The 12,832-nt window shown below is 41.7% G+C and carries 10 protein-coding genes; 8 read left to right on the plus strand and 2 right to left on the minus strand.

Annotated features, from left to right (window positions below; genetic code table 11):
• Positions 1 to 21 precede the first annotated feature (21 nt).
• The 3 genes from QNN06_RS01405 to QNN06_RS01415 all read left to right on the plus strand — a co-directional run bounded on the left by QNN06_RS01405 (position 22) and on the right by QNN06_RS01415 (position 1,932).
• Entirely contained in the window at positions 22 to 675 is a 654-nt protein-coding gene (locus QNN06_RS01405; protein WP_217037464.1) for a redox-sensing transcriptional repressor Rex, read from the plus strand.
• 153 nt (positions 676 to 828) lie between these two features.
• Positions 829 to 1,254 carry a DUF4395 domain-containing protein gene (locus QNN06_RS01410; RefSeq protein ID WP_284036792.1) on the plus strand — a complete coding sequence of 142 codons (426 nt, stop codon included), beginning with the start codon at positions 829 to 831 and terminating at the stop codon, positions 1,252 to 1,254.
• 432 nt (positions 1,255 to 1,686) lie between these two features.
• Positions 1,687 to 1,932 carry a hypothetical protein gene (locus QNN06_RS01415; RefSeq protein ID WP_284036793.1) on the plus strand — a complete coding sequence of 82 codons (246 nt, stop codon included), beginning with the start codon at positions 1,687 to 1,689 and terminating at the stop codon, positions 1,930 to 1,932.
• A 572-nt stretch (positions 1,933 to 2,504) separates the two neighbouring features.
• Here QNN06_RS01415 and QNN06_RS01420 read toward each other — a convergent pair.
• Entirely contained in the window at positions 2,505 to 2,708 is a 204-nt protein-coding gene (locus tag QNN06_RS01420; RefSeq protein WP_213121189.1) for a YdiK family protein, read from the minus strand.
• Positions 2,705 to 3,427 (minus strand): CPBP family intramembrane glutamic endopeptidase, encoded by a 723-nt coding sequence (locus tag QNN06_RS01425; protein ID WP_213121188.1) that lies wholly within the window; start codon positions 3,425 to 3,427, stop codon positions 2,705 to 2,707. The genes QNN06_RS01420 and QNN06_RS01425 overlap by 4 nt, the downstream gene beginning before the upstream one ends.
• 301 nt (positions 3,428 to 3,728) lie before the next feature.
• On the opposite strand from QNN06_RS01425, the gene groES reads away from it, so the two are divergent.
• From groES to QNN06_RS01450, 5 genes are all read left to right on the plus strand, one after another.
• Complete coding sequence (gene groES, locus QNN06_RS01430; RefSeq protein WP_284036794.1) at positions 3,729 to 4,016, plus strand: co-chaperone GroES; 288 nt, start codon at positions 3,729 to 3,731, stop codon at positions 4,014 to 4,016.
• 53 nt (positions 4,017 to 4,069) lie between these two features.
• Complete coding sequence (gene groL, locus QNN06_RS01435; RefSeq protein ID WP_213121186.1) at positions 4,070 to 5,704, plus strand: chaperonin GroEL; 1,635 nt, start codon at positions 4,070 to 4,072, stop codon at positions 5,702 to 5,704.
• A gap of 151 nt (positions 5,705 to 5,855) precedes the next feature.
• Complete coding sequence (locus QNN06_RS01440) at positions 5,856 to 6,272, plus strand: hypothetical protein (protein WP_284036795.1); 417 nt, start codon at positions 5,856 to 5,858, stop codon at positions 6,270 to 6,272.
• Positions 6,273 to 6,604: 332 nt separating this feature from the next.
• A complete protein-coding gene (locus QNN06_RS01445; RefSeq protein ID WP_284036796.1) occupies positions 6,605 to 9,325 on the plus strand; it encodes a polysaccharide lyase 8 family protein in 2,721 nt (906 codons plus the stop codon).
• Between the two features lie 96 nt (positions 9,326 to 9,421).
• Positions 9,422 to 12,595 (plus strand): alginate lyase family protein, encoded by a 3,174-nt coding sequence (locus QNN06_RS01450; RefSeq protein ID WP_284036797.1) that lies wholly within the window; start codon positions 9,422 to 9,424, stop codon positions 12,593 to 12,595.
• Positions 12,596 to 12,832 lie beyond the last annotated feature (237 nt).

A 12,832-nucleotide genomic window follows, 5' to 3' on the forward strand; every position in this document is an offset into this window, starting at 1 on the left:
AAATTGAAGGGTGGGAGAAATATGTCCAATGAAACGATGAAAATACCACAGGCAACAGCAAAGCGTCTGCCCTTATATTATCGATTTTTACAAAACCTTCATTCTTCTGGCAAGCAGAGGGTGTCATCTGCAGAATTGAGTGAAGCTGTAAAGGTGGACTCGGCCACGATTCGCAGGGATTTCTCTTATTTCGGAGCCCTTGGGAAAAAGGGGTACGGCTATAATGTAAACTACTTGTTATCGTTTTTCCGGAAAACTCTTGATCAAGATGAATTAACAAAGGTAGCGTTAATCGGGGTGGGTAATCTTGGCACAGCCTTTTTACACTACAATTTTTTAAAAAATAATAACACAAAAATCGCTTGCGCCTTCGATGTGGACCCTGGAAAAATTGGCGATTCGATAGGCGATGTTCCAGTTTATTCGATGGACGATATAGAACAGTATTTGATCGAGGAAAATATTTCGGTAGCGATTTTGACGGTGCCGGCTCCGGTTGCTCAGCAGATCACAGATAAACTTGTGAAAACGAACGTAAAAGGAATTTTAAACTTTACTCCAGCAAGACTGAATGTACCTTCATCGATCCGCGTGCATCATATTGACCTGGCGGTGGAGCTGCAGTCACTTGTTTACTTTTTAAAGCATTATCCAAACGACGAAGTCGAAGAATAAATAATAAATGGGCTTCTCGCCAAAATAGGTGAGAAGCCCATTTTTCGTTTGGAAACATTTTTCCTAAACAGATAACTATACAAAGGGAGTTAAAGTAAGTAAAATAAATATACAAATAAGTATCGTAATCCAATAGGAAAGATGGGGATTAAAATGTCAGAAACAGTTCGTTCAATCCCACGGCCGCTCGTGAAAACAAACCAGTGGACAATTGTTTTAAGTGTTGTGTTAACATGGTTATCCGGACAGGAATGGTTTTTGTTAGTGCCGTTAGTTGCCGGTTTGTCTGGTCTTTTATTCGGGTTTAATCCGATTATGCAAATAGCAAAACTGTTTTTAAGAAAGGACCCAAAGGCTTATATCCCTGAGGATTGGGAGCAGCAGCAATTTAATCAAAAAATTGCCGTATCGTGTTTGGGAATTGGATTTGTAGGATTCCTGCTGGGATGGAATGGTGTTGGCTATGTGTTCACAATTCTTGTCGCGGCGGCGGCCTTTGTGGCAATCCTAGGTTTTTGCATCGGATGCTTTATTCATTATCAGTGGAACCAATACCGTTATAGAAAGGCGCACCAATAAAGATAGGGGTCTGAATTTTTCAGACTCTTTTTTGTTTTTCTGCTTACATTTGACGCTAGTCCAAAGGATAAGGGGATTGCAGTTGCAGTCGGAATTGTATTGACCTGTCGCGGTTGGAAATTGGGATGCCTGTGCTGGGTTTATGCTGCGGGCATCTCGAGAGGCAAACTTGTACAGCGATTTCCGAAGTATTATTGGGAAGAAGGTAAAAGACTATCCACTCACAGCAAGCAAGTTGAAACGGATCCAGCATGCCGCAGAGCGAACGACGGCGGGGGCATTCTTGCAGCTGGATAAGCCGCTTAATCCAGGAATTATATTGGACCATCCAATTGAAGTTAGGAAAAATTATTTAATCTGCGTGAACTTGTCTTGCTGCAGAAAATATGTGCTACAAATGAGGGGGCAGAAATTTTACGGAAGGCTATCTCCGTGTTTGCTGTTCATGGCGTCATGGAGGAATTTTCGTCGCTGCCGCGTATCTTCCGCGATGTGGTCGTAAACGAACAGTGGGAGTGGCCGCGTAATCTGCTGCAAAAGCAAATCTACCGCGAGCAGCTGCCGAATGGGACTTATTCTGCGCTTCATTCTTTAAAGCTTACAGCTGATAGCTCTAACAGGGGTCAATTAATGGAGCGGGGCGAAACTTTATTGAAGGCATCAAGGACATTTGAGTGAAATTGGGAAGGGAAATGTCCGTGATTGATAGGCGGTATCAAGGACAATTTGAGTGAAATTGGGAGCGGAAATGTCCTTGATAGGCGGTATCAAGGACAATTTGAGTGAAATTGGGAGCGGAAATGTCCTTGATAGGCGGTATCAAGGACAATTTGAGTGAAATTGGGAGCGGAAATGTCCTTGATAGGCGGTATCAAGGACAATTTGAGTGAAATCGGGAGTGGAAATGTCCGTGATAGGCGGTCTCAAGGACAATTTGAGTGAAATCGGGAGTGGAAATGTCCGTGATAGGCGGTCTCAAGGACAATTTGAATGAAATCGGGAGTGGAAATGTCCGTGATAGGCGGTCTCAAGGACAATTTGAATGAAATCGGGAGTGGAAATGTCCTTGATAGGCGGAATGAAGGACAATTTGAGTGAAATCGGAAAGGAAAATGTCCTTCATAGACGGTATGAAGGACATTTTGAGTGAAAGCTGAAAGGGAAAAGTCCTTCATTAGCCGAATGAAGGACTTTTTAAGTGGATTCAGAAAGGAAAATGGCTTTCATTGGTCCAATCAAAAATAAAGACATCATTGTTTATTCATTTTATCCCTGTACTTAAAATGAATAGCAATCATCTTTAAGGCTGACCCAAAATCAAAGGTGGCGAGGATGACCAAAAGGTAGCTGAAGAAGCCCCAGCCATTGTTTTGGACATCATCGATTGCAAAATAGGTGAACAGTGCACCAAGTATTAAATAAATCAAACCGGAAAACAAAGGTGAACGTCTCATAGAAATCCTCCGATAAAGTTTTGAACTGCCTCTGCCTCACGCATCAGCCGCTCAATGTCATCCTTATAAACCGACTGAACAAGGACGACCATCGTGTTCATAGATACATGGGCGAAAATCGGCACCAGGATACGTTTAGTTTTTACATAAAGAAAGGCAAAGGTAAAGCCCATCGCCGAGTAAATAAGCAGATGCTCAGGCTCCATATGGACAAGCGCAAAGACCACCGAGCTGATTAGGGCAGAAATGAAGAAATTAAACCGCTTATAAAAAGCCCCAAAAATAATTTTTCGAAACACAATTTCTTCTAAAATAGGGCCGATAATACTCGTTACAAGAATGGCCAAAGGAAAGGCATTAATGATCGTGAGGATTTCCTGTGTATTTTTAGAGCCCAATTCAATCCCAATAAGGCGCTCAATGATGGCAGCCGTATATTGGGCAAATAGGGCAAGGAAAACCCCTAAAATCGCCCACTTTATTGAATGACCGATTGAAGTGTTTCTTTCACTATGGACCCCAGGCTTCATTTCTTTTCTTAGGATAACAAGAATGATGAGAAAGGCAAGGGTGAAACTTGTGATCAGCCAAACCGGTACCACAAATTCCTGCCTCCATCCAAAAAGGCGAAATCCAAACATAAATGCAGGAATCCCGGCAAAGCTGGAAAGCTGCATGGCAATATAAACAATAAGGACAATCCAGTATTCCTTTTTCAAATCAAAACTCCTTTTCCATCTATTTTTTCCAATCGAAATGTAATCAATCACTATTCTTCATTCTACCTTTAATGACAAATTAGTTTCAATTTTGAATGCCTGCTTTGAATAGATTGAATAGAAATATGGATTTTATCCATACTTTATAAGGTGGAAAAAAAGGGTAACTTTTTTTAATAAATTTTATGCATCAGACTTGCAAAAGATTTTCAGATTCATTATTATAATAATTGTGTTAGCACTCATCATAGTCGAGTGCTAATAAATGACCGAATAACACATATTTGAGGAGGTTGTTTGAATGTTAAGACCATTAGGTGATCGCATCATCATCGAACTCGTTGAATCAGAAGAAAAAACTGCAAGCGGTATCGTATTACCGGATACAGCAAAGGAAAAGCCTCAGGAAGGAAAAGTTGTAGCTGTAGGTACTGGCCGTGTGCTTGACAATGGCGAGCGCGTAGCTGTTGAAGTTTCTGTTGGCGACCGCATTATCTTCTCAAAATACTCTGGTACTGAAGTGAAATACCAAGGTGCCGAATACTTAATTTTACGTGAAAACGATATCCTTGCTGTTGTAGGCGAGTAAATCCAACAGTTGAAAAATAAAAGTTTTTAAACATATGAGGAGGTTTTTTAACAATGGCTAAAGAGATTAAGTTTAGTGAAGACGCTCGCCGCGCAATGCTTCGCGGTGTTGATACACTTGCTGATGCAGTTAAAGTTACTCTTGGACCTAAAGGACGCAACGTGGTTCTTGAGAAAAAATTCGGTTCACCATTAATCACAAATGACGGTGTAACGATTGCAAAAGAAATCGAATTAGAAGATGCATTCGAAAACATGGGTGCAAAGCTTGTTGCTGAAGTAGCAAGCAAAACAAACGATGTTGCTGGTGACGGTACAACAACTGCAACAGTTCTTGCTCAAGCGATGATTCGCGAAGGCTTAAAGAACGTAACTGCTGGCGCTAACCCAATGGGTATCCGCAAAGGTATCGAAAAAGCAGTTACTGCCGCTGTTGCAGAACTTAAAGCTATTTCTAAACCAATTGAAGGCAAAGAATCTATCGCTCAAGTTGCCGCTATTTCTTCTGATGACAAAGAAGTTGGCCAATTAATCGCTGAAGCAATGGAGCGCGTGGGCAATGACGGCGTCATTACAATCGAAGAATCTAAAGGCTTCACTACTGAATTGGATGTAGTTGAAGGTATGCAATTTGACCGTGGCTATGCTTCTCCATACATGGTTACAAATACTGACAAAATGGAAGCTATCTTAGATAATCCATTTGTATTAATCACTGATAAGAAGATTACAAGCATTCAAGAAATCCTGCCTGTTCTTGAGCAAGTGGTACAGCAAGGCAAGCCATTATTGCTAATTGCTGAAGATGTTGAAGGTGAAGCACTTGCAACTTTAGTACTGAACAAGCTTCGTGGTACATTCAATGCTGTTGCTGTTAAAGCTCCTGGCTTTGGTGACCGCCGTAAGGCAATGCTTGAAGATATCGCTGCTCTAACTGGTGCTGAAGTGATCACTGAAGAGCTTGGCCGTGACCTTAAGTCTGCTACAATTACTTCTTTAGGACGCGCTGCTAAAATCGTTGTCACAAAAGAAAACACAACAATTGTTGAAGGTGCAGGAAGCACTGAAGCAATCCAAGCTCGCGTGAACCAAATCCGCGTTCAATTAGAAGAAACTACTTCTGAATTCGACAAGGAAAAATTACAAGAGCGCCTTGCTAAATTGGCTGGCGGTGTAGCAGTTATCAAAGTTGGTGCTGCAACTGAAACAGAATTAAAAGAGCGTAAGCTTCGTATCGAAGACGCATTAAACGCAACTCGTGCTGCAGTTGAAGAAGGTATCGTATCCGGTGGTGGTGTTGCCCTTCTAAACGTATACAGCAAAGTGGCTGAGCTTCAAGCTGAAGGCGACGAGCAAACGGGTATCAACATCGTTCTTCGTGCGATGGAAGAGCCAGTTCGCACAATCGCTACCAACGCTGGTCTTGAAGGATCTGTTATCGTTGAGCGCTTAAAGCATGAAGAAGTTGGCACAGGCTTCAACGCTGCTAGCGGCCAATGGGTAAACATGATCGACGCTGGTATCGTTGACCCAACTAAAGTTACTCGTTCTGCACTTCAAAACGCAGCCTCTGTTGCAGCTATGTTCTTAACAACTGAAGCTGTAGTTGCTGATAAGCCAGAACCAGCTGGTGCAGGCATGGGAATGCCTGACATGGGCGGTATGGGCGGTATGGGCGGCATGATGTAATATCAGCCCCAATATCTAGGGTTTGGAATAAATAACATGAAGCTTCTCGTGAGTTGAGCAAACTTATGGGGAGCTTCTTTTTCCATTTCTTGTGTTACAATGAATATATAATTATTTGTTTCAAAACATGAGAGTGGGGGAATCGGAATAAATGAACACTGTTCTTACATATGTAGTTTCCCTTTTCGTGATTGTGATATCAGTATTTACAACTCTTTATATTAAGTCCGAACTTGAGCGGGTGTTACATGAAAAAACAGATACTGTCCCTTTCCATATTTGTAATATAGTAATAATTATAATGGCTTCTCTTTTGACTCATGCTGTAATGACTAAATACGTCATGGGGAATAAAATTGATTTAATGCTGCAAATAGTCATCCACATGTTCATGATCTTCCCAATTTATATATTAGGGAACATTGCGTTTGAAAAATATAAAACAGTTTATCGAAAATACTTAACCACTGAGAACCGGAAAGTGGTAGTTCTTAACGAAAAGTACCTAAAAAAGAAAAAACGGTTTACAAAATTAAACAAGTATAATGCCGTTTCTAAGGAAAAATAAACCTTCGGAATAACAGAAGTAAGTCAAAAAAGTTCTTATTCAAATAATCAATACCAAACCACTTCCTAAAAAGTTAGGGAGTGGTTTTTTGCGGTTTCTTTAGAATTGGCTATGTTAGACTTAGCAAAATTCCTAAAAATTTTGCAAAAACTCCTAAAATGTATGTGTATTCTGAATATTAGACCAATGTTAAAATATACTTGATTTTTTGAAATCGCTTGCATACTTAAAGTAAGTTGATAGCGTGTTTTCTTGAAGGGGGGAATAGATTAAAAAAATCTTTGCTGGTTGATGAGGCTTTTAATCTTTTAAGAAACGAGGGGAAAGAGCAAGTGAGACATCTATTATCGATAGTGGGGAAAACGCTTTTAGCTTTTCTGGTTGTGTTTGCAACCATTTTACCATTTGCTGTGAAACATAGTTCTGCGGCAGAAGGAACGTCAACAGATTTTGAAGTCCTGAGGCAAAAATGGAAGTCTTATTTAGTAGGGGGTAACTTCTCGCTGGAAGACCCGGATGTGGCCAGCAAGGTGAACATTATTGCAAAGACCGCATATGACTATTGGGAACCCATGGTTAAAACCAATCCGGATAACTATATTTGGGAGGATCTAGACGACAGTGTGATCACGGTAGAAAAGAGTAAATCAAGCCCGATGACACTGGCGTATCAACGTTTAAATGCCATGGCAGTGGCTTATGAAACTAAAGGGGCAGCCATCAAAAACAGCTCTGGGGAAACAGTCACATTGTATCAAAACCCTCAATTAATAACAGATATTAAAAATGGATTAAACTGGCTATACCAAAAAAAATATAACACCAACAGATCAATTGGCAAGACAAACTGGTTTGACTGGTGTATCGGTACACCGCTTGCTCTTAATGATACAGTCGTTTTGATATATGATCAGTTATCCAAACAAGAAATAAGCAATTATATGGCAGTAATTGATAAATTTACCCCAGATCCAACGAAGGCCAATGGGGGCAAGGCAACAGGTGCAAACCTCATGTATGTTGCACAAGTTGTAGGAATTCGCTCGATTATCCTAGGTGATGGGGACAAGCTTGCCGCATCACGTGACGCGATTAGCCCGTTATTTGAATATGTTACAACTGGAGATGGATTTTATAAAGACGGCTCCTTCCTGCAGCATGGAAACCATCCGTATACTGGAGGGTATGGGAAAGCGCTGCTTGCCAATCTGGTATCCTTCGTTTATTTATTAGACGGTTCTGATTGGAAGGTTAAAGACCCTAACCTGGATAACATGTACAAATGGATATTTGATTCCTATGAGCCTGTTATTTATAAAGGCGGATTAATGGATATAATTCGCGGAAGGGAAATTTCAAGATTTAATCAGCAGGATCATTTAATGGGCCACGAAACCATCCGACCGATTCTACACCTTGCCTCGTTTGCTCCGCCTCAGTATGCAGCAAGACTAAAAAGCATGGTAAAAGAGTGGATCCAATCGGATACGTACCTGAGTTTTTATGAAACAGCTCCCATTTATCATGTCGTACTGGCCAAGCAAATTGTGAACGATTCAACGATTAAACCAAGGGGAGAACTGGTCACGAACCGCCAATTTGCTAACATGGACCGTACCGTTCATTTACGTCCGGATTTCGGCTTCGCTCTTGGCATGTCTTCCAGCCGTATCTATAACTATGAATCTATTAACGATGAAAACCTCAAAGGCTGGTATATGGGTGACGGCGCTACCTATTTGTATAATAGCGATTTGAGCCAATATAGTGATGATTATTGGGGAACCGTTAATATGTACAGAATCCCTGGCACAACAGTCGACACCCAGACAAGAAAGTCTAGCGAGGGACAAAGCAAAGCGAGTGCGGAAGATTGGGTAGGCGGTACAAACATCGCAGGGCTATACGGAGTATCCGGCATGGCATCGAACGGCTCCAAAGCCTGGAAAAACACTTTGACAGCCAAAAAATCCTGGTTCATGTTCGATGATGAGGTTGTTGCATTGGGTGCAGGCATTAATAGCACCGACAACCGTACAATTGAAACAACAATCGAAAACAGAAAAATTAAAAATGACGGCACGAATGAGCTGACAGTTAATGGAGTTGCCAAGTCAGCAAATTTAGGCTGGCAAGAGTCAATCAACGATGTTAAGACCATTCATTTACAAGGAAATACAACTGGTTCCGATATCGGTTACTACTTCCCGGAACCGACTACAATAAATGCCTTGCGTGAAGCAAGAACGGATAAATGGAGCAATAGTAACCTGTATCCTAAATTTACCGATGATTCGGATGTAACCAGAAACTTTGTAACACTCTGGAAAGATCACGGAAAAAATCCTGTCAACGATACGTATGAATATGTACTTCTGCCAAACAAAACAAGCAGCCAAACAACAGATTATGCAAATAATCCTGATATCCAAGTGCTTAAAAACTCTGGTGATGTACAAGCTGTTCAGGAAAAGAAACTGAATATCGTGGCGGCAAATTTCTGGAATGATAATAGCCAACCTTTAAAAGTTGATGGAAAAGATTTTATTTCCAGTGATAAAAAGGCTTCGGTCATGACTATGCAATCCGGAAATGAATTGGAGATCTCCGTATCGGATCCAACTCAGAAAAACGCTGGCACGATCAATCTTGAAATCAATAACCCGGCAGCGTTTGTGGTTTCGGCCGACAGTGGTGTTTCCATTTCCCACACGTACCCAACAATTAAACTGTCCATCGATGTAAAAAATGCAAAAGGGAAAACATTCAAGGTAAAACTGGCGCTGCTAAGTGTCGATTCAATTAACAAGCTTGTCGATGACTATGCGAATTCTGGAGGTGTACAAGGAGCTTTGCTGGTACAGCTAAAGGAAAATTTAACACAGGCACAAGACCAGTACAGCAAGCAGCACCTGCCTCAAGCGGTTAAGAGTTTACAAGACTTCCAAAAGCACATTAATAATAAAGGACTGCAAGACCAAATTTCCGGCAGCGCAAAGGAAGAATTAAGCACTAAGGTTGAGCAGCTGATTGAATATTGGTCCCAGCCGTAATACCCAATAAAATTTTAAAGGAGGCCCTTTCGGGACGTTTGGACCGGAGGGTTTCCTTTTTTTGAATAGCTGATTAAAAAATGAAGGAGGAATTCCATGTTCATACGAAATAGGTTCCGGAGAATCTGCAGCTTATTTATGATTATTCTTCTGGTTGCTTCGCTGTTTCAAACGGGCGCTCAGATGAAAACAGCAAAGGCTGCTGAACAGGTTAATTTGGCGCTGCATGCAGCCGCATTAAATGCTTCTAGTTCAATGACGGGAAGCAATCCATTAGCCAATATTGTAGATGGAATTACAGCAACTTTGTGGCAGCCGAATAGTTCTGACCGACCGGATGGAGTGGTTTGGTGTATTCTGGACCTTGGGTCAGTAAAGACCTTTAACAAGGCTGTCCTGCAATTCGGAACCAATATAGGTTCCGATAAAGTGAAGATTGAATATAACAATGACAATGGCTCCATATGGAATGCTGCCTATGAAAAATCAATCGAGAACAAAGCATCAAACAGTCCCAGAACAGAAACGGCTGCATTTGATCAACAAGTGCAGGGCCGGTATGTAAAAGTAACCTTTACTATTGTGGATACTGTAAAAAATTTTAATGTATCAGAATTCGAACTATATAACGATGTTCCTGCCAAAACCGCTTCAGTCACGAATGCATTCGTGGTCAACGGTAACGGACAAGGAATCATCCATTGGCAGGACCCGGCACAGGATACTAACTATTTGGATTTCGATCAGGTCATCATAACAGACATCTCCGATCCTTCCAATCCTAACCCGATTACGAAGATAGTCGATAAAGGCGTCGGGGAGGTAACCATTGACGGTCTAACCAATGGCAAGGAATATACCTTTACCGTTAAGACTGCCGCAAAGGATGGAACGGAGAGTGACGCGGTCATTTTATCGATGATCCCGACGGAAAAGCCAAACACGATTCTCATCAAATCCCAGCAGTTAACAAATGTTAAAGAATCCCTAACAAGTGGCAGCAAAGAATATACGGATGCGGTAAATAAATTAATTGGAGAGGCCGATACAGCTTTAACCAAGGGTCCTTATTCTGTAACGTACAAACCGACCCCCGCTCCTAATGCCAGTATTCATGATTATTGGAGTATCGGACCATACTGGTGGCCGGACCCTACAAAACCGGATGGGATGCCGTATATTAACAGGGATGGCGAATTTAACCCTGAAGGCTATACGGAAAAATATGATAAGCAGAGCTTTATGGATTTAAGGGATGCCGTATCGTCACTGTCACTTGCCTACTATTTAACCAATAAGGAAGAGTACGCTAAACATGCGTCGCTGCTTTTAAAAACCTGGTTTATCAATCCAGAAACCAAGATGAATCCAAACATGAGGTATGCCCAGGGTGTTCCAGGCGTAACCGACGGCCGTAAGGAAGGAGTACTGGAATCGGATAAATTGCTGGATATCATTGATGACATCCAGCTCATCTCTCCTTCGAACAGCTGGACGACTAACGACACCATCGAGTTTAAGACCTGGTTATCAGAATATACGAACTGGCTGGAAACGAATTCAGTGGCTCAGGACGAGAAAAATACCGCCAATAACCATGGCACCTGGTTTGATGCCCAGTTCACAGCCTATAATCTTTATCTGGGTGCTAAAATTAAAGCCAAGAATTACTTACAAGAAACAACAATTCCGCGGATGGCGGAGCAAATTATGGACGATGGGACCATGCCGGAAGAGCTGCGGAGAACGCGGCCATTCCATTATTTCACCTTTAATTTGATCCCATTTACCATGCTGGCAGTGATAGGTGATCAAGTAGGCGTAGATGTTTGGAACGCTGGAGGGGAAATCCGGAAGGCTTATGACTTTATTACTCCTTATGTAGTTGATTTCGCAGGATGGCCATACGATGAACTCGAGGCCCAAGAGGACGAAAGGATTTTCTCTACATACTTGCGGGAAGCGGCTGCCAAGTTCGGGGAAGATTCCTACTGGAGTGCATCCGATATCATGCTAAAAGACCAGTTAACCACCCATCGGGCAAATCTGGTCGCACCGGTTCTCCCTGGGGGAAGCCCGCGGAAAGAAATCGTCACGTTTAGCTTCAGGGAATTATATACCCCTGTGGTTGGAACCATCTACGGTAATGAGATCAACGTAACGGTGCCAAAGGGGACGGAACGAAAAGGATTAGTTGCCTCCTTTATCACAACCGGGGAGCGTGTAAAAGTAGGCAAGTCCGTGCAAGTGAGCGGTGAAACGGCCAATGATTTTACGGCCCCTGTCAAGTATACAGTCGAATCGCCAAATGGTTCAACAAAGACATATACGGTAAAGGTAACAGAATCCGACAAAAAGTTTCCTGTTAAAATTTATCAATCCGGCTTCACTGAATTCAGGTCCGATCCAAGAATTGATGAAATATTATCACAGGATAGCAGTGTCAGCTTATTCGATATTATGGAAAAATTCCCACAAGTAGCAGCTGACAGTAAACCACTAACATGGTATCAAGGCTATTATGATCAAGGCCAATTCAAAGCCCCGGCGCAAATCTTTGTGAAAGATGGGAATTCAACCCATACCCGGTCGATGCCGGCAGCATTAAGGCTGTTGAAGGATTCAGCAAACGGGTCTACTGCCACGGTGAATGTAAGTACGAAAGGCTATAAGGATTTGACCATTTCATTTAACGCAAGAACACAAAATAAATCTAATGGCTATAAATTGGTCGGTGAATGGTCAGTTGATAACGGGAATACCTGGAATACATCAGGTGAGTTGCTCAGGGACAGCAGTCATTCGGAACTGACTGATACGTATGCCAAAACTCCGTTCACTTTTACGATTAGTAATCCAAATAACTTTGATAAACCGAACTTCCTTTTCAGATTCAGATTAGACAGCTCCAGTATCGGATATATGAACCTGGATGATGTTGAAGTATCTGCTATTCCGTCGGAAACGAATGCTGACTTGAGCCGGCTGATCCTTAGCGAGGGGACATTGTCTCCTTCGTTTAATGCGGATGTAACTGAGTATACAGTTAATCTGAAACGAAATATGAACAGAATTAAGATTACACCGGTTACCGCCGATGCTGCTGCAAGAGTGAAGGTAAATGGTGTGGCTGGCTCTGAGTTGCAGCCAATTCTATTGAAAATTGGCGATAATCCAATCTATATAGAAGTGACGCCGGAGAAAGGTGAACCAAAAACCTATCATATCAATGTGAAACGGGTTGACTTTCCTGGTGGCAAAGACAAGTAAATCCAGATAAATCGTGACTTGAACTAGAAAGCGGGGATTATAAATGCCCGCTTTCTGTTCAATTGGAAAAAGTGCTTGAAAGGACCTTATTTATTGTTCTAGTTTAATCCACTGGGGAGAATAGTCAAAAAGTTGCATTGACAGATAATTTAAAAATAATATGATAGTATCAAAGAATTGGGATTTCATATACAAGATTGGGATTGTCTGCAAAAGATATCGATGAGCAATAAAAAC

Source organism: Neobacillus sp. 114 (assembly GCF_030127045.1).
GTDB lineage: Bacteria > Bacillota > Bacilli > Bacillales > Cytobacillaceae > Neobacillus > Neobacillus rhizophilus.

Bases quoted from the DNA above. Each gene is read 5' to 3' on its own strand.
- QNN06_RS01405 (WP_217037464.1), top strand. From the start codon at position 22: ATGTCCAATGAAACGATGAAAATACCACAGGCAACAGCAAAGCGTCTG.
- QNN06_RS01410 (WP_284036792.1), top strand. From the start codon at position 829: ATGTCAGAAACAGTTCGTTCAATCCCACGGCCGCTCGTGAAAACAAAC.
- QNN06_RS01420 (WP_213121189.1), bottom strand. From the start codon at position 2,708: ATGAGACGTTCACCTTTGTTTTCCGGTTTGATTTATTTAATACTTGGT.
- groES (WP_284036794.1), top strand. From the start codon at position 3,729: ATGTTAAGACCATTAGGTGATCGCATCATCATCGAACTCGTTGAATCA.
- groL (WP_213121186.1), top strand. From the start codon at position 4,070: ATGGCTAAAGAGATTAAGTTTAGTGAAGACGCTCGCCGCGCAATGCTT.
- QNN06_RS01440 (WP_284036795.1), top strand. From the start codon at position 5,856: ATGAACACTGTTCTTACATATGTAGTTTCCCTTTTCGTGATTGTGATA.
- QNN06_RS01450 (WP_284036797.1), top strand. From the start codon at position 9,422: ATGTTCATACGAAATAGGTTCCGGAGAATCTGCAGCTTATTTATGATT.